Annotated in this window: 16 protein-coding genes; 7 read left to right on the top strand and 9 right to left on the bottom strand. The window is 56.3% G+C overall.

Going from position 1 to position 17,876, the window contains the following annotated elements; translation table 11 throughout:
* Nucleotides 1-27: 27 nt before the first annotated feature.
* Genes dcp through guaD form a run of 5 tightly spaced genes read right to left on the bottom strand, consistent with a single transcriptional unit; the run spans nucleotide 28 to nucleotide 8,015 of the window.
* Nucleotides 28-2,070, bottom strand: a complete 2,043-nt coding sequence (gene dcp, locus C1N59_RS10040) for a peptidyl-dipeptidase Dcp (protein ID WP_394550737.1) — start codon at nucleotides 2,068-2,070, stop codon at nucleotides 28-30.
* Between the two features lie 60 nt (nucleotides 2,071-2,130).
* The gene (xdhC, locus tag C1N59_RS10035; RefSeq protein ID WP_054633734.1) at nucleotides 2,131-2,907 is read right to left on the bottom strand and encodes a xanthine dehydrogenase accessory protein XdhC; all 777 of its coding nucleotides are present in this window, start codon (nucleotides 2,905-2,907) and stop codon (nucleotides 2,131-2,133) included.
* Nucleotides 2,904-5,261, bottom strand: a complete 2,358-nt coding sequence (gene xdhB / locus C1N59_RS10030; RefSeq protein ID WP_394550734.1) for a xanthine dehydrogenase molybdopterin binding subunit — start codon at nucleotides 5,259-5,261, stop codon at nucleotides 2,904-2,906. Before xdhB ends, xdhC begins: the two co-directional genes overlap by 4 nt.
* Entirely contained in the window at nucleotides 5,251-6,690 is a 1,440-nt protein-coding gene (xdhA, locus tag C1N59_RS10025; protein WP_054633732.1) for a xanthine dehydrogenase small subunit, read from the bottom strand. The genes xdhB and xdhA overlap by 11 nt, the downstream gene beginning before the upstream one ends.
* The gene (gene guaD, locus C1N59_RS10020) at nucleotides 6,687-8,015 is read right to left on the bottom strand and encodes a guanine deaminase (RefSeq protein WP_394550731.1); all 1,329 of its coding nucleotides are present in this window, start codon (nucleotides 8,013-8,015) and stop codon (nucleotides 6,687-6,689) included. Before guaD ends, xdhA begins: the two co-directional genes overlap by 4 nt.
* 382 nt (nucleotides 8,016-8,397) lie before the next feature.
* Between guaD and ydfG the strand changes: the two genes are divergently transcribed.
* Nucleotides 8,398-9,144: a bifunctional NADP-dependent 3-hydroxy acid dehydrogenase/3-hydroxypropionate dehydrogenase YdfG gene (gene ydfG, locus C1N59_RS10015; RefSeq protein ID WP_033742210.1), complete on the top strand. Its 747-nt coding sequence runs from the start codon at nucleotides 8,398-8,400 to the stop codon at nucleotides 9,142-9,144.
* 28 nt (nucleotides 9,145-9,172) lie between these two features.
* Here ydfG and C1N59_RS10010 read toward each other — a convergent pair whose 3' ends face one another.
* Nucleotides 9,173-9,499, bottom strand: coding sequence for a YnfA family protein (locus C1N59_RS10010; protein ID WP_058702016.1), 327 nt, complete (start codon nucleotides 9,497-9,499; stop codon nucleotides 9,173-9,175).
* Between the two features lie 156 nt (nucleotides 9,500-9,655).
* Between C1N59_RS10010 and C1N59_RS10005 the strand changes: the two genes are divergently transcribed.
* Nucleotides 9,656-9,955, top strand: a complete 300-nt coding sequence (locus C1N59_RS10005; protein WP_232368641.1) for a DUF1283 family protein — start codon at nucleotides 9,656-9,658, stop codon at nucleotides 9,953-9,955.
* Nucleotides 9,956-10,000: 45 nt separating this feature from the next.
* Nucleotides 10,001-10,297 carry a DUF1161 domain-containing protein gene (locus C1N59_RS10000; RefSeq protein ID WP_033741733.1) on the top strand — a complete coding sequence of 99 codons (297 nt, stop codon included), beginning with the start codon at nucleotides 10,001-10,003 and terminating at the stop codon, nucleotides 10,295-10,297.
* A gap of 88 nt (nucleotides 10,298-10,385) precedes the next feature.
* Here C1N59_RS10000 and C1N59_RS09995 read toward each other — a convergent pair whose 3' ends face one another.
* A complete protein-coding gene (locus tag C1N59_RS09995; RefSeq protein WP_394550729.1) occupies nucleotides 10,386-11,849 on the bottom strand; it encodes an MDR family MFS transporter in 1,464 nt (487 codons plus the stop codon).
* A 377-nt stretch (nucleotides 11,850-12,226) separates the two neighbouring features.
* Between C1N59_RS09995 and C1N59_RS09990 the strand changes: the two genes are divergently transcribed.
* Genes C1N59_RS09990 through osmV form a run of 4 tightly spaced genes read left to right on the top strand, consistent with a single transcriptional unit; the run spans nucleotide 12,227 to nucleotide 15,662 of the window.
* Nucleotides 12,227-12,943: an ABC transporter permease gene (locus C1N59_RS09990; protein ID WP_006119222.1), complete on the top strand. Its 717-nt coding sequence runs from the start codon at nucleotides 12,227-12,229 to the stop codon at nucleotides 12,941-12,943.
* 14 nt (nucleotides 12,944-12,957) lie between these two features.
* Complete coding sequence (locus tag C1N59_RS09985) at nucleotides 12,958-13,869, top strand: glycine betaine ABC transporter substrate-binding protein (protein ID WP_058701868.1); 912 nt, start codon at nucleotides 12,958-12,960, stop codon at nucleotides 13,867-13,869.
* Nucleotides 13,870-13,878: 9 nt separating this feature from the next.
* Entirely contained in the window at nucleotides 13,879-14,526 is a 648-nt protein-coding gene (gene osmW / locus C1N59_RS09980; protein ID WP_006119224.1) for an osmoprotectant ABC transporter permease OsmW, read from the top strand.
* A complete protein-coding gene (osmV, locus tag C1N59_RS09975; protein ID WP_039340279.1) occupies nucleotides 14,526-15,662 on the top strand; it encodes an osmoprotectant ABC transporter ATP-binding protein OsmV in 1,137 nt (378 codons plus the stop codon). Before osmW ends, osmV begins: the two co-directional genes overlap by 1 nt.
* Nucleotides 15,663-15,771: 109 nt before the next feature.
* Here osmV and bioD read toward each other — a convergent pair whose 3' ends face one another.
* Together bioD and C1N59_RS09965 are read right to left on the bottom strand one after the other, a co-directional pair.
* Entirely contained in the window at nucleotides 15,772-16,470 is a 699-nt protein-coding gene (gene bioD / locus C1N59_RS09970) for a dethiobiotin synthase (protein WP_054633728.1), read from the bottom strand.
* 115 nt (nucleotides 16,471-16,585) lie between these two features.
* On the bottom strand, nucleotides 16,586-17,803 hold the full coding sequence (locus C1N59_RS09965; protein ID WP_262959098.1) for a sugar metabolism global transcriptional regulator Mlc: 1,218 nt from the start codon (nucleotides 17,801-17,803) through the stop codon (nucleotides 16,586-16,588).
* Between the last annotated feature and the right edge of the window lie 73 nt (nucleotides 17,804-17,876).

Here is a 17,876-nt window from a genome sequence, read left to right as displayed (position 1 = left end):
AAGGGCGGATTCTCCGCCCTTTGTTGCTCAGTCGGCCAGGCCGCGATTTTTTAACATCGGCTCAAGCTTCGGTTCGCCCCCGCGCCAGGCTTCATATAACGCTTTGAGATCACTGCTGTTGCCGCGAGACAGGATCTTCTGGCGGAAAATATCGCCATTTTTGCGCGTCAGTCCGCCGTTTTCGACAAACCACTGATAGCCGTCATCCGCCAGCATCTGCGTCCAGATATAAGCGTAATAACCCGCGGCATAGCCACCGCCCCAGATGTGCTGGAAATAGCTGGAGCGATAGCGCGGCGGGACGGCCGCCATATCGAGATCATCACTGCGCAGCGCCTGTTGCTCGAATCCGTCAACGGACTGTACCGGCTGACTGCCATCCAGGCTGTGCCAGTGTAGATCCAGCAACGCGGCGGCCAGCAGCTCGCTCATCTCGTAGCCTTTATTAAACTTGCCCGCCCTGATGATTTTTTCATGCAGCTCGGCGGGCATCGGCTCACCCGTCTGATAATGGCGGGCATAATGACGAAATACCTGTGGTTCGCTGGCCCAGTGCTCGTTAATTTGTGAAGGGAATTCAACAAAATCACGTGGCGTTGCTGTGCCGGACAGGCTGGGATAACGCTGGCTGGCAAACAGGCCGTGCAACGTATGCCCGAACTCATGAAACAGGGTTATCACCTCATCCCAGCTCAGAAGCGCGGGTTCCCCCTCCGCGGGTTGCGTGTAGTTGCAGACGTTGTAAATCACGGGTTTGCTGTCGAGGAGCGTGGACTGATTAACAAAGTTGCTCATCCAGGCGCCACCGCCTTTACTGTCGCGTTTGAAGAAGTCCGTGTAAAACAGCGCAAGCCCACTCCCGTCAGCATCGAAAATTTCGTACACCTGTACATCCGGATGGTAAACCGGCAAATCGTGACGTTGCGCGAACGTAATACCATAAAGCTGCGTGGCCGCCCAGAAAACGCCCTGTTCCAGTACCGTGTTGAGCTCAAAATAGGGCTTGATCTGATTCTCATCTAAATCGTACTGCGCCCGCCTGACCTGCTCGGCGTAGAAATTCCAGTCCCAGGCGCTGAGGGTAAAATCCCCCTGCTGTTTGTCGATCGTTTGCTGAATCGCCGCGGCTTCGCGTTCGGCCCTTGCCCGGGCGGCAGGCACAATATTACGCATAAACGCCAGAGCGGCCTCGGGCGTTTTGGCCATCTGATCCTGCAGTTGCCAGGTCGCAAAACTGGCGAATCCTAACAACCTCGCCTGTTCGGCACGCACCTGTGACAGCCGAAGCACTAACTGTCGGGTATCGTTATCATCGTTTTTCTCACTGCGCGTCAGAGCCGCATGAAACAGGGCCTGGCGCGTTGCGCGCACCGTCAGCGATTGCAGCGCGGGCTGTTGCGTCGTGTTTTGCAGCACCAACAGCCACGCGTTTTCCAGACCGCGCGCCTTCGCGGCGGCCCTGGCGACGGCCAGATCGGACGCGCTCAGACCGGCTAACTGTTGCACATCCTCGACGACCAGACCGCCGGCCTTCGTGGCCGCCAGCAGCTTATTCGTGAACTGGGTACTGAGCCGCGCCGCCTCCTGATTCAGGGTTTTCAGTTGCTGTTTCTGCGCTTCGGGCAGATTGGCACCGGCAAGCTGAAAGCGCTGCCAGAGAATTTCTACCAGACGTCTGGATTCGGCATCCAGTTGGTTTCGTTGCACATAGACCTGATCGATGCGTGAAAACAGCGGACGATTCAGCATGATCTCATCATTAAGCGCGGTCAGTTGCGGCGTAATCTCTTCATCGATCTGTTGTAAATAGGGGCTGGTATTCGCCGAGGTCATGGCATTAAACACCAGGCTTACCCGGGTCAGCAGTTGGCCACTTTTCTCCAGCGCTTCACAGGTATTCTGGAACGTCGGGGCATCAGCGGATGTCGCAATGGCCAGGACTTCCTGACGTTTCTCTTCGATACCGGCCTGCAGCGCGGGCAAAAAGTCCGTTTCCTGAATCTGGTCAAACGGTGGCGTGTGATAAGGCAGACTGCTGACGCTAAAGAAAGGGTTTTGACGGGCGTTCATAGGCGCTCCTGATAGTCTACACAGTGTTTCATAGTGGCAGGTCGCCTCGGGCAGAACAACCTATCCGCGTTGTTGCTGGTACACCGCAATAATCTCACCCGCAATCGCCACGGCGATTTCGGCAGGCAGTTTCCCTTTTACATCGGGTAAGCCCACCGGGCAGCGCAGGCGCGCCAGCCGAACGTCGTCGATGCCTTTGCCGGCCAGACGATAGCGAAAGCGCTGGCTTTTTGTCTGCGAGCCAATGACGCCCGCGTAATGGAAATCTCCCCGCTTGAGAATGGCTTCACAGAGCGCCAGATCCAACGGATGATGGTGCGTCATCACGATATAATAGCTGCCAGCGGGCGCCTCAGCCACTGCGTCCAGCGGATCGTCAGGCTGCTGGATGCGCACCCCGGGCGGCACGGATAAAAAAACATTTTCCCGACTGTCAATCCAGTTAATGTGACAGGGTAACGTTGCCAGCACATTCACCAGCGCCTGGCCCACATGGCCCGCGCCAAACACCAGGATTTCCGGCTGTGCCTGTAACAGGGGTTCGAATAACATGGTGGTCATGCCGCCGCAGCACTGGCCCAGCCGTGCCCCCAGACTGAAATCCTCTGTGTGCGGGCTGGCCTGCCCGCTTTCCAGCAGTGCGCGGGCCTGCGCGATACATTGAAATTCCAGATGTCCGCCGCCAATTGTTAAAAAGGTTTCCTTCGCCGTCACCACCATTTTAGCGCCGCCGTCCCGGGGCACCGAGCCACGATCGCGCAGCACAGTGACCAGTACGCAAGGCTGGCGCGTTTCACGGAGATGGTGCAGGATGCTTATCCAGTCATGGAAAATCATCCGCGCCTCCCGGCCATACGCTGTGCGCCCCAGAATACCCGCTCCGGCGTAGCAGGCGCGTCCAGCCCCGGATGTTGGCGATAGTCCGCGAGACTGGCGACCGCATCCTGTAATGCGCACCAGGCGGCGATCCCCAGCATGAAAGGCGGCTCGCCCACTGCCTTGGAATGGAATACCGTATCCTGCGGATTCTTACGGTTTTCGACCAGTGTGACGCGCATATCGGCGGGCACATCGCTGATTGCCGGAATTTTGTAGCTGGCCGGACCGTTCGTCATCAACTGGCCTTTGTCATTCCAGACCAGTTCCTCACAGGTCAGCCAGCCCAGCCCCTGCACGAAGCCGCCCTCGACCTGACCGATGTCAATGGCTGGATTCAGTGAGGCCCCGACATCATGCAGAATATCCGCCCGTAATAACCGGTATTCGCCCGTCAGCGTATCCACAATCACTTCGCAACAGGCGGCCCCGTAAGCGAAATAGTAAAACGGTTCGCCCCGACCAGCCTGACGATCGTAGTGGATGCCAGGCACGCGATAATATCCCGTCGCGGAGAGCGGCACCTGATTAAGCCAGGCAAGCTGGGCGACCTGAGCGAACGTGTAATAGTGATCGCCTGCGCGCACCACGCCGTTGTTGAAACTTACCGCCTCGGGGAGACAGTTATGCAGCGAACACAGCATAGTGCGCATGCGTTCACGCAGGATTTCCGCCGCATTTTGCGCCGCTTTGCCGTTCAGATCCGTACCACTGGAAGCCGCGGTCGGTGATGTATTGGGCACTTTGCCAGTGTCTGTGGCGGTGATCTGGATCTTATCGATATCGATTTGCAGCACCTGCGCGACAATCTGCGCCACTTTGGTATTGAGCCCCTGGCCCATTTCCGTTCCGCCGTGGTTGAGTTGTACTGTGCCATCGGTGTAGATCAGAATCAGCGCACCGGCCTGGTTGAGAAAACTTGAGGTGAAAGAAATCCCAAACTTCACCGGCGTCAGCGCAAGACCGCGTTTTAGCAGCGGACTGCTGGCGTTAAAGGCCGCGATGGCTTCCCGCCGCGCGTGGTAATCACTGCTGATTTCCAGCTGTTCCGTGATCTCATCCAGCAGATTATCTTTTACCTGCTGGTGGTAATGCGTGATATTGCGCTCGTGTTTACCGTAGTAGTTCCGTTTACGCAGCGTCAGCGGATCGATTCCGCGCTCGCGGGCGATATGGTCCATAATCTGCTCTATCGCCACCATGCCCTGCGGGCCGCCAAACCCGCGAAACGCAGTATTGGACGCGGTATTGGTGCGGCAGCGGTAACCGGTAATCCGCGCATCGCCGAGGTAGTACGCGTTATCGGCATGAAACATTGCCCGATCCACAATCGATCCGCTGAGATCCAGTGAGTAACCACAGTTACCTGCCAGATCGATTTTCACGCCACACAAGCGGCCGTCATCCTCAACCCCCACGTCGTAGCGCACAAAAAACGGATGCCGTTTGCCGGTAATACGCATGTCATCACGCCGCGCGAGGCGCATTTTCACGGCGCGCCCGGTCAGCCTGGCGGCGACAGCACACAGGCAGGCAACACCGGCGGCCTGGGTTTCCTTGCCGCCGAATCCGCCGCCCATACGCCGCATATCAATCGTGACCTTGTTCATGGTGATGCCCATGACCTCGGCCACCAGCTTTTGAATTTCAGTGGGGTTCTGCGTCGAACACAAGACCTGCAATGCGTCGTCTTCACCAGGAATCACCAGGGCGGTTTGCGTTTCCAGATAGAAATGCTCTTGTCCGCCAATGTGGAACGCCCCCTGAACCCGATGCGGCGCGCGCGCCAGTGCCGCCTCAACGTCACCGCGCTGATGAATATGGGGTTCCTGCACGAAGCTGCCCTGCTTCAGCGCGTCTTCGACATCCAGCAGCGCCGGAAGACTGGCGTACTCAATCATCGCCGCGTTAGCGCCCTGACGCGCCGCTTCAGGCGTTTCGGCCAGTACGGCAATTACAATCTGGCCCACATAGTGGACGATATCCTGTGCCAGAAGCGGATCGCCTGGCTGTAAGGGCCCGATATCATTGACGCCGGGCACATCCTGCCAGGTCAGTACGCGTACTACGCCCGGAACCGCGTAACAGGGTTGCAGATCGACGCGTGTAATACGCGCATGCGCGTGGTCGCTCAGACGCGGACAAAGGTGCAGTAAGCCCGGCTGTTCTGCTTTATCGTCAATATATTGCGCTTCACCGGAGACGTGTTTTTCCGCGCTTTCGTGTTTTTGACTGCGTCCTACGCCCGTGGTCATATCGCTGGCGAACAGGACGGGTAACGCAGATTCAGGCAATGCCGGACGATTATGAGACATAGCGGCTTACCTCTGTGATGGCGAGTCCGTTTGAACGGTAAACATAACGACGCAACAGGTTACAGGCGACCTGCAGACGGTAATCTGCGCTGGCCCGGAAATCGCTCAGCGGCTGAAACGTCGCTTCCAGCGCCTGACAGGCTCTCGCCAGCGTTTCCGGCGATAAAGCGGCACCACACAGCGCCTGTTCACAGGCGACCGCACGAAGCGGCGTTGCCGCCATACCGCCGAATGCAATATGCGCACGCGTTACGATGCCGTTATCGGTATGAATATTAAAGGCGGCAAACACCGCTGAAATGTCATCATCCAACCGTTTTGAGACTTTCCAGGCCACGAAATCCGGTGACACTGTCACTTTAGGAATCAGAATGGTGTGAATAAACTCCCCCGGCCTTAGCACCGTCTGTCGGTAGCCCGTGAAAAAGCCATCGAGCGTCACGGTGCGTTGCGTGTCGCCGTGCTGCAGCAGTAGCGATGCATTAAGCGCCAGCAGCGTAGGCGAGGCATCACCAATCGGCGAAGCGTTCGCAAGGTTGCCGCCCAGCGTGCCGAGTTGACGAATTTGTAGCGAGGCAAAGCGCGTCAGCATTCCGGCAAAACCCGGAATCCGCGTCGCCATAAAATCGGCAATGTGCTCCAGCGACGCAGCGGCACCCAGTTGATAGTGTTTATCGTCCTCGCCGCAGGCTTTCAGTGCGTCAACCTGCCCCAGGGAAATCATTTTGGGGAGATGCTGGTCGCGCTGGGTAATCAGCAGGCTGAGATCGGTGCCGCCCGCCAGCAATGCGGCATCAGGATGGGCGATACAGCATTCGGCAAGCTGCTGCACGGTTTTCGGGATAAAACAGGTGCGACCGTTCTTTTCCAGCGTCTGGATAGCCTCGTGTGTCAGGTTCATCAGCTGTTCAGTCACCTGCTGTGCCTGACGATCAAAGCTGTCGGGCTGAACATCGCTCAGGCTTTGCTCGGCAGCCGCCATGATGGAACGGTAACCGGTACAGCGGCACAGGTTACCCGCCAGCGCATGTTCGGCCTGCTGACGATTCCACTCAGGCTGGTTTTTTTGCAGACTAAACAGCGACATGACAAAACCCGGCGTACAGAATCCACACTGCGAGCCATGGCAGTCCACCATCGCCTGCTGTACCGGATGCAGGCTTTTTCCCTGGCGTAGATCCTCTACCGTAATGAGTTGCTTACCCTGTAGCCCACTGACCAGCATCAGGCAGCTGTTCACGGTCTGGTAGGTGAGCTTCCCGTCTACGACACTGCCCAGCGTGACGCTACACGCGCCGCAGTCGCCGGAGGCACAGCCCTCTTTGGTGCCGCAGCGACGCTGATGCGTACGCAAATACGACAGGACCGTCAGATTGGGATCGAGCTGCTCTTCTGTCACCGGACGGTCATTAAGCAGGAACTGAATCATGCGGCGTTCTCCTTTGCAGCGGATTGCCAGACCGGGCGACCGTTAACCCAGGTTTGTACGATATTTCTGTCATCGCCGAGCGTCATCAGCACAAACAGTTTTTCCCAGATATCTTTACTGTTTGCCATGCGTAACCTCTGCAAGGCGGACACGGCGGGATCCAGCACCACAAAGTCCGCTTCTTTGCCCGGGGCGAAGTTACCGATGTGTTTATCGAGATCCAGCGCATGGGCGCCGCCCAGTGTGGCGTGATAAAACGCTTCTGCGGCGCTCAGTTTGTACTGCTGCAGTTGCCCCACTTTGTAGGCTTCTCCCAGCGTTTGCAGCATATTGAAGGTGGTGCCGGCGCCTACATCGGTGCCGATGCCCACATTAACGCCCTGCTGCCAGCTCCGCTGGATATTGAACAGGCCGCTGCCCAGAAACAGATTTGAGGTGGGGCAAAATGCTATGGCGGAGTTCGTATCATGCAGGCACTGCCACTCCTGTGTTTCCAGATGCAGACAGTGCGCGAATACGCTGCGGCGCCCGGTCAGCTGATACTGATGATACACATCCAGATAACCGTTATGGTCAGGAAAAAGCTGCTTCACCCAGGCCACTTCGTGGGGGTTTTCGCTAAGGTGCGTATGAACCCAGACATCCGGGTGACGCTGGCGAAGCGCCTGAACTTTCTCCAGCAGCGCCGGAGAAGAGGTCGGAGCGAAACGCGGCGTCAGCGCATAATTAAGGCGGCCGCGCTCGTGCCAGCGCGCAATCAGCGCCTCCGTCTGGGCATAGCTCTCTTCTGGCGTTTCTGTCAGGTAGTCCGGGGCATTGCGATCCATCATCACTTTGCCTGCGATAATACGCATATTAAGCGCCTCGGCTGCGCTGAACAGCGCATCTACCGACTGCGGGTGCACCGTGCCGAAAATCAACGCGCTGGTCGTGCCGTTCGCCAGTAACTGCTGCAGGAAAAATGCCGACATCTGCGCGGCATGATCCGGGCAGTGATACTGCGCTTCCACGGGAAAAGTGTACTGATTCAGCCACTCCAGCAGTTGCTCGCCAAAGGAACCGATCATTTCCGTTTGCGGATAATGAATATGGCAATCGACAAAGCCCGGGATGATCAGCTTACCGCGCAGGTCAATCATGCCGCCTGCATTCAGGCTGTCTGTGCTCTCCTGCCAGGGGCGCAGATCGACAACACGCCCTTCACGCAGCGTCAGCACGCCATCGTCCAGATAGCGTGCCTGCGCCATTATCGATTCGGGATCGTGTGCCACTGCGGCAAAATCGAAGAAGCTGGCGCGAATCGCCGCGTCTGTATATGTCAGCATAATGTTTCCTCTGCCGGGCGGGGTAAATGTCGCCCTGTGCCTTAACCCTGGTCTCTGTTTGAACATTTTTGCAAGAGTCATGCCAGCCTTGTTTATAAAATAAAGATTTATATATCAGTAACTTAATCAAACTTATTCGTTGCGCAACGAAAAAACGTCTTAATACACGACGCAAACGGTTGCCATTCTTTCGCAATCGATTGCCTGCATAATGATGGACAAAATGCGCCCTGCCAGCCTGGCGCGTTTGCACAATAACGGGGCGGGCTGCACGAAAACGGCGCAGACCGTGGGCGACCATGCACGTAAAATTCAGCGGACATCGCCAAAAATGCCGTGTTAAGGTGAAAGGAACACCATGAAACGGAATAAGGGAAACACGATGATTATTTTTGTTACGGGGGCAACGGCAGGGTTTGGTCAGAGCATTACCCGCCGGTTCATCGAAACAGGACACAAAGTGATCGCAAGCGGCCGTCGCGCAGAACGTCTGAAAGCGCTGAAAGACGCGTTGGGCGACAACCTGTATACGGTGCAACTGGATGTGCGCAACCGGGCCGCCATTGAAGAGGCAATTGCACACCTCCCAGCAGAATGGCGCGACATTGATGTGCTGGTCAATAACGCGGGTCTGGCATTAGGCATTGAACCGGCGCACCGGGCAGATGTGAATGACTGGGAAAATATGATCGACACCAACACGAAGGGGCTGGTGTATATGACGCGCGCCGTCTTGCCTGCGATGGTTGAGCGTAACGTCGGTCATATCATTAATATCGGGTCGATTGCCGGAAGCTGGCCCTATGCGGGCGGTAACGTGTATGGGGCCACCAAAGCCTTTGTCCGTCAGTTCAGCCTGAACCTGCGCACCGATTTGCACGGCACCGCCCTGCGCGTAACGGATATTGAGCCAGGCCTGGTTGGCGGCACCGAATTCTCTAACGTGCGCTTTAAAGGCGACGATGACAAGGCTGATAAGGTTTATGAGGGCGCGACAGCACTGACGCCGGAAGATGTGACTGAAGCGGTTTACTGGGTGGCAACCCTGCCTAAACACGTCAACATCAACACCCTGGAAATGATGCCCGTCAGCCAGACGCTGGCAGGCCTTAAAGTGCATAAACCCTGATTAAGAGGCCAGCCCTCGGGCTGGCTTTTTACGCTTTGCCCCAGCCCAGCACGATAATCAACATGCCGCTGAACGCAATCAGCGCACCACTCCAGTCCCAGATACTCAGCTTCACCCCGTCTACGATGCGCAACCAGACCAGCGCCGTGAGAACATAAACGCCGCCGTAAGCCGCGTATACGCGCCCACTTGCCGCCGGATGGAGCGTCAGCAGCCAGACAAACAGCGCGAGACTCAGTGCGGCAGGCACTAACAGCCAGGCCGACGCGCCCTTTTTCAGCCACAGCCAGGGCAAAAAACAGCCTGTGATCTCTGCCAGGGCGGTAATAAAAAACAGTAATGCAGTCTTGATCAGCACGTTAATCTCTCAGGCAGGTAAACGACATGCACACTGCTGGTGAGCATCTGAGCGGCAATGGTATACTATTGCGCACAGGCTGCAAAAGTTTACCCACAGGTAAGCCCGTGTTAACTGAAGGATATTACGATGAAAAAATTGCTTCCGGTTCTGATGGTGGCCCTGCTTTCTGTCACGGCATTTGGCGTGAGTGCAAACACCGATCGCCTGATAATTGAAAATGGCAGTAGCGCGCTGAATAATGAAGCGGCCCGTCAGAGTAAAGAGCAGTGGAATGACACGCACATGCTGCGCAATAAAGTGAACCGCCGGGTGGAAAAAGAGTTTGATAAAGCGGACCGCGCGTTTGATACCCGCGACAAGTGTGAGCAGAGCGCTAACCTGAACGCCTACTGGGAACCCAACACGTTGCGCTGTCTGGATCGCCGCACCGGTCGTCCGGTACTGCCGTAATTTTCAGCTATAGTAATGACTGACGCATGACAAAAGGAAAAGGTTATGAAGATGAAGCATGCATTACTGACAGTGACGTTTTTGGCATTCCCGCTGCTGGCGCAGGCCTCCTGTGAATCCGTAAAAGCGGATATCAGCCAGAAAATTATCCAGAACGGTGTGCCCGAATCAGGCTTTAGTCTGGATGTGGTGCCCAACGATCAGGCCGACCAGGCGGGCGGACAGGTTGTCGGTCATTGCGATAACGACACACAGAAAATCGTTTATAAAAAGCTGGGTCGCGATGACGGGGCGGCGGTCCCTGACAGCGCGGGTAGCTCGCAGGACACCTCAACGCAGTAACGTTCAGGGCGACATTGTCGCCCTTCTCTTTTTCGTTTTCTCTACTGTTCCCGTCCGAATCGCACCCTGACGACTAAACGGTCCGGTATCAGTCGGCCTGTTGCGGCTGCTGACGCGGCATTTTTCCGGCGACCCACATCGCCGATAACGCGATAACCAACGCCACGATAAACACCCAGTGCAGTGAGGCAGCAATCGCCTGTAACAGGTGCTGCAGCTCATCCGGAGCCAACTGGTCGCGGGTTGTCTGCGACATAATTTGCTGCACCGGATCCTCTGCATGTGGCAACCGCCACTGCAGGTTGAGGTTTAGCACGGCGCCCATCACCGCCGTTCCCAGCGCGGAGCCAATCATACGGCTGAACATTACCGACGCCGTGCAAATACCGCGAATGCCATATTCGGCATGATTCTGCACAGACACCAGAAACGTCGTGCTGGTCATCCCCATGCCGGTGCCGATGAGGAATGAGGTGAAGCCTGCCTGCAGTAGCGAACTTTCTCTGTGTAACAGCAGCAGTAAGGCGCTGCCTGCAATTAACAATAATGCGCCCAGCTGGGCGGTAAAACGATAGGAAGTGAACAGCATCAGGCGGCCACTGACCGTACTGGCCAGCGGCCAGCCGATGGACATCATCGCCAGCGCGGTGCCGGCCTGAAGTGGCGAACCGCCCGTGACGCCCTGTATCCATGTCGGTAAAAACGCGCTGACGCCCATCATGGTCGCCCCAATCACCAGGTTGCCTATATTGCCGGCAATAATCAGCTTACTCTGCCAGAGACGCATCGGAAACAGGGGCGCCTGTGCCTGCTGTTCATGGCGGGTTAATTGCCAGCCGGCCAGCCCGCCCACAAGTAAAAACAACAGGAGCCAGTAGCCCAGTTGTTCTGCCTGTAACAGGGCAATCAGTACGGCGCTGATGCACAGCGTCAGCCAGCCACTGCCAATCAGATTCAGTGACGGGGCCGGCTGTTTCTGTGAATGTGTTGGCAGCAGGATGGCCAGCAACAGCATACTGATGATGCCAATCGGGACATTGACCCAGAAAATCACCGACCAGTTGAAGTGCTGGACCAGCCACGCGCCCGAGAGCGGCCCGACAATCGCCGCCACGCCCCAGACGCTGGACAGCCAGCCCTGCACGCTGGCCCGCTCACGGGGGGAATAGATATCGGCCACAATCGTGGACGTCAGCGGCATGATGGCCCCGGCCCCCAGGCCCTGAAAGGCGCGGAACACGATGAGCCAAAACATGCTGTGCGCAAAGCCGCATAACACCGACCCTGCCAAAAAAAGCGTGATGCCCAGAAACAGCATCCTCTTTCTGCCCCACAGATCCGCCAGGCGCCCATAAAGCGGTACGCTTATGGCCTGCGTCAGCAGGTAAACCGAAAATACCCAGCCAAACTGCGCAAAGCCCCCCAGCTGGGCGACAATTGTTGGCATCGCGGTGGCCACAATAGTGACTTCGATGGCGGCCATAAACATGGCGAGCATGCAGGCGAAAAGAATCCAGTTGCGGCGCAGCGGCGCGGAAGTGCTGTTGATCATGATGCTCCCTTTTTGCGTTCCCTAAGGCTAGCGCAAATCTGCGCGTCCAGGAATCAATTCAGTGCTTTTGTGACGTTGTCACCTAAATCGGGGTGAATCAGGTAGTTTCGCTGTTAAACCAGTTGTAGTAAGGGCTGCGGCGATTTTGACACCATGCTATCTCCATGATTTTACCGATAAAAGCTGGCGCGCTTCGCTTGACGTTGCTATAGGTTTAAAACTGCGTTGATTGTGATTAACGAAATTACGCAGAAATTCGCAAACGTTTTACACGTTTAACAATCGGCATGGTTTTGGACGCGGCGGCCCTTTTTGTGGCGTCTGTCATGTCGGTTCAGGGTTTGATAACAACAGATTGGTCTACAGGGAGAATCCGTATGCATAACGCTTCGCTGGCCAAACGTGCCGGTCTGGCGCTGCTTGCTGTGATAGCAGTGTTGGGCGCACTGGTTTGGGGGCTGGGCTGGGATACACTGGTCGCCCGCCGCGTTGATCTCATCTATCTTGGCCAACAGCACCTGTTTTTAGTGTTCTGGTCAATGCTGTTTGCCCTGCTGGTCGGTATTCCCAGTGGGATCCTGCTAAGCCGTCCCTTTGCCCGTCGCTGGGCAGAATATGTCATGCAAATCTTTAATGTGGGCAACACGTTGCCGCCGCTGGCCGTACTGGCGCTGGCCATGGTGGTGATCGGCATTGGCGATAAGCCGGCGCTGTTTGCCCTGTTCCTGGCCTCGCTGCTCCCCATTGTCCGCAACACCTATGCCGGACTGAGCGCCGTTCCGCCCTCACTGATTGAAGCCGCTAACGGTATCGGCATGACAAAATGGCAACGCCTGCGTCAGGTTGAGCTGCCGAATGCGCTGCCGGTCATTCTGGCAGGGGTGCGCATTGCGACAGCCATTAACGTTGGCACCGCCCCGCTTGCCTTCCTGATTGGTGCCAGCAGCTTTGGCGAGCTGATTTTTCCGGGGATTTACCTCAATGACTTCCCGGTCCTGATTCTGGGCGCGGTGGCAACGGCGTTAGTGGCCCTGATACTGGATATGTTGCTGGCGACGTTAGGCCGTTATCTGAGTCCGCACGCTGCGGCATAAAACAGGAGTTGATGATGCTTACGCGTTGGATTAAGCACTGTACGCTGGCCCTGACGGCGACGCTGGCGCTCAGCCAGAGCGTTCAGGCTGCCGCCCCGCTGGTGCTGGCGACGAAAAGTTTTACGGAACAACACATCCTTTCTGCCATGACCGTGATGTGGCTGCAAAAGAAAGGGTTTCAGGTTATCCCAAAACGCAACATTGCCACGACAATCAGTCGAAATGCCATGATTAACAAGCAAATCGACATGACGTGGGAATATACCGGTACCTCACTGATTATTTTCAACCATATCAACAAGCCCATGTCCTCACAGGAAGCTTACCAGACCGTTAAAAATCTGGATGGCAGGCTGGGGCTGATCTGGCTTAATCCAGCCCCGATGAACAACACCTATGCTTTTGCCATGCAGCGGGCGCGGGCGGATAAAGAAGGTATTTCTACCCTGTCGCAACTGGTGGCCAAAATTGATCAGGTGCGCAAAACCGACCCGAAACATAACTGGCGACTGGGGCTGGATCTGGAGTTCTATGGCCGTTCGGATGGGATGAAGCCGCTGCAGAAGACCTACAACCTCACGCTGGACAGACCGCAAATTCGTCAGATGGACCCGGGTCTGGTGTACAACGCGATCCGCGACGGTTTTGTTGATGCGGGCTTGATTTACACCACGGATGGGCGCGTAAAAGGATTCGATCTCAAGGTGCTGCAAGATGATAAGCACTTCTTCCCCAGCTACAACGTGACGCCGGTCGTACGCAAAGATGTGCTGGAGAGCCATCCCGGCCTTGAGGCGGCGCTGAATCAGCTTTCACCGCTGATTACGGATGAGGCCATCACCGAGATGAACAAGCGCGTGGATATCGATCATCAGTCACCGGAACAGGTGGCGCGCGATTTCCTTCAATCCAAAAACATGCTGTAAGGAGGCATCGTGGATACCCTTCATTACATCATTGATAACTGGAATAACCTGCTCACGCTGACCTGGCAGCATACCTGGCTGGTGCTGGTCGCTGTGGGCTGCGCCATTCTGGCCGGCGTGCCGCTGGGCATTTTAATTGTCCGCATTAAATGGCTGGCCACGCCGGTACTGGGCATCGCCACCATCGTGTTGACCATTCCGACCATCGCCCTGTTTGGTCTGATGATCCCGCTGTTTTCGCTGATCGGTCAGGGAATCGGTGCGGTGCCTGCCATCACGGCGGTGTTCCTGTATTCCCTGCTGCCGATTGTACGTAATACCCATACCGCGCTGGAAAACCTGCCGGATGGCTTGCGTGAGGCCGGTCGGGGCATTGGGATGACGTTCTGGCAGCGTCTGCGCTGGGTTGAGATCCCCATGGCCCTGCCCGTCATTTTTGGCGGTATCCGCACCGCCGTCGTGATGAATGTCGGCGTTATGGCCATCGCGGCGGTGATCGGTGCGGGCGGACTTGGCCTGCTCCTGCTTGATGGCATCAGCGGAAGTGACGTGCGCATGCTGATTGCCGGCGCACTGATGATTTGCCTGCTGGCGATTGTTCTTGACTGGCTGCTGCACCGTTTGCAGCTGGCGCTGACTCCTAAGGGAATTCGATAATGATAAAACTTGAAAATCTGACGAAAACCTTCAGCCAGAAAAATGGCACGCTGATGAAAGCGGTGGACAATGTAAGTCTTGAGGTGCCGGCGGGCGAAATGTGCGTACTGCTGGGCCCTTCCGGCTGTGGGAAAACGACCACACTGAAAATGATTAACCGCCTGATTCCGGCCACCAGCGGACGTATTCTCATCAACGGTGAGGACACCAGCACCCAGGACACCACCACGCTGCGCCGCAATATTGGCTACGTTATTCAGCAAATTGGTTTGTTTCCTAACATGACGATTGAGGAAAACATTACCGTCGTGCCGCGCATGCTGGGCTGGGACAAAAAACAGTGCCGCGAGCGTGCCACCGAATTAATGAGTATGGTGGCACTGGATCCCACGAAATTTCTGCATCGCTATCCGCGCGAAATGTCGGGCGGGCAACAGCAGCGTATTGGCGTTATTCGCGCGCTGGCGGCGGATCCGCCGGTTTTGCTAATGGATGAACCTTTTGGTGCGGTGGACCCGATTAACCGTGAAGTCATCCAGAATGAGTTCCTGGATATGCAGCGTCAGTTAAAGAAAACCGTCATGCTGGTCAGCCACGATATTGACGAGGCGCTGAAACTTGGCGATCGCATCGCCGTATTTGGCCAGGGCAAAATCGTGCAGTGCGCCAGCCCGGACGAATTACTGGCGACGCCAGCGAATGATTTTGTCGGGTCGTTTGTCGGTCAGGACCGCACTCTGAAACGTCTGCTGCTGGTGCAGGCGGGTGATGTGACCGATCAGCAACCGACCATCACGGTGAAACGTTCGACGCCACTGATGGATGCGTTCAGCACTATGGACGATAACGATATGCGTTCCATTACCGTCGTGGACGACGATGGTAAACCGCTCGGGTTTGTTAAACGTCGCGAGGCGCGTAGCGCCAGCGGTCGCTGTGAGGATATCCTGCACACCTTCCGGGTAACCGGCAAAGCCGAGGAGAACCTGCGCGTGGTGCTGTCAAAGCTGTATGAACACAACACGGTGTGGATGCCGATTGTGGATGAAGAAGGCCGTTACAGCGGGGAAATTTCGCAGGATTATATCGCGGACTACCTCAGTTCCGGCCGTACGCGTCGCCGTCTGAATCCCTGAAAAATCAGGGCCGCACCCCGGTTGCGGCCCTTTTCCATCGAGCGGGTTTCGTGTTTCGCATCCTGTGTCACTGTCTTTCTTATTAGCGTGTGTTTTCAGATGAAGGGCGTCAGGCTATTTTCGCCTTTGCAACCGGCAGCTTGTCGGCATCGAGCAGGGAGATATCCAGGTAGCGGGACACATCACGCTGCTCAACACGCGGCAAATAGGGCAACTCACCCAACAGCGGCGCAGGAAGCTTGTCACGCAGGACTGAAATGATCTCCGCATAGTGCGCCAGCCCCGGATTGATCCGGTTTGCCACCCAGCCTGCCAGCGGTAAGCCATCACCCAGAATAGCCTCAGCCGTCAGCAACGCATGGCTGATGCAGCCCGTTTTAATTCCCACGACCAGGATCACCGGCAACTGTTGTTCCACCACCCAGGCCGATAACGGCTGGGCATCATTCATCAGGCTGCGCCAGCCTCCTGTGCCCTCAACCACGACGCGATCGGCCAGTTGATGCAGGTTCTTTAACCCCTGACTGATTCGCGCATAGTTAACCTCACAAGGCGGATAACCCCCGATTTCCTCTTTTTCGAAAATAACGGGATTCACAGCCTGATAAGGCAACGTCATGGACGAGGCGCTTTGTAAAAACAACGCATCTTTATTTCTCAGGCCCTCTTCCGTTTTGACACCACAACGGGCAACAGGCTTGTAGCCTGCGGCACTGAAACCGGCCTGAATAAAACTCTGTAACAGGGCGCGCGACACAACGGTTTTTCCCACTTCGGTATCTGTTCCCGCAATAAATAGCGTTTTCACTCGACGTCTCCTTCACCAGCGGTTTCGACTCATCGGCGATGAGTCTTTCGTGCGAACAGACATTCTAAGGAAGGAAAAGCACGGGCAGATTGCGTTAGCGCAAGGTTAGTGTTGCTTAACCTTGTAGTAACTTCACTAACAGGTAACCGCTATAGAGCGAATCTTTAATGAGCGCCGCCGCACCGAGTGTGCCAGGCTCAGTAAACTCAGTAGGTGCAAGCTGAATGCCTGCGCTGTAAGCCGGTAACGACTGCTGATGAATGGTGTTTTGTACCGCCGGGAACAGGATTTCCGCCGCCTGATTTAGCGGTGAACCGATAAGAATATGTTGAGGATTGAAGATATTTACCATCATGCCAAGCAGCCTGCCCACATGATGCCCTACCGTGGCGATGGCATCGCGGGCCAGCCTGTCACCCGCCTGGGCCGCCTCACAGACCGCCTCCAGCGTTAAGGTTTGATGATGTAACAGGCTGTCGGGCTGTCCCGGCAGACGCTGAGCAACAAGGGCCAGCAGACTGCCGGTACTGGCCACCGTTTCCAGGCAGCCATGATTCCCGCAGTAACATTGCTGACCATAGGGATCGACCTGCGTATGGCCCACTTCGACCAGCGCACGTCCGCTTTTGTGCAGTAACTGTCCGTCCGTGATCACGCCCGCCCCCACGGTTTCATCAATGACAATCTGAATGACATCCTGCGCACCGCGCGATGCGCCAAACAGGGATTCTGCCAATGTCCAGGCCGAGATATCATGCTGGATAAACACCGGCAGGCCGGTTCGGGCCGCCAGGGTGCTGCCCAGTGGCATATCATGGCAGGTATAACCGGGTAACCGGTGCACCACGCCTGATGCGACGTTGATCAGCCCCGGCAACGTGATAGCAATGGCGGTCAGCCTTTCCAGCCGCTTTTGATGGCGGATAAAAAACGCATCAACATGGTCGGTCAGTGTGGTCAGTAAGGATTGGGTGGGATCATCCGGGAGGGGCAAATGGTCTTCAACCAGCGCCCTGCTGCTCAAATCGCGAAGCGTCAGGGTTAATGTGCCACGGTGCAGGCGAAGGGCCAGGTAGTGCCAGGCCTCCGTGTCCAGAATTAACCCGATAGCGGGACGACCACGCGCGCCCGGATCCTGGAATTCGGTTTCCTGAACCAGATGGGCATCCAGCATTTCCCGGACAATTTTGGTAATACTGGCTGGGGCTAACTGGGCGCGCCTGGACAATTCAATGCGCGAGACGGGGCCATGCTGATCAATTAATCGGTAAACGACGCCAGCATTGATTTGTTTAATTTGGTCAATATGGCCAGGTTGGCTGTCCGAACTCACACCCTGCTCCGGTTATTTTCGCGCTTCTAAATAAATATCCGCTATGGTGCGGCAGATTCACCTTTTGCGGCAA

This window comes from Pantoea sp. SGAir0183, from assembly GCF_043545505.1.
The sequence above is the reverse complement of the archived record's forward strand: the minus strand, read 5'-3'. Positions and strand labels throughout refer to the sequence as shown.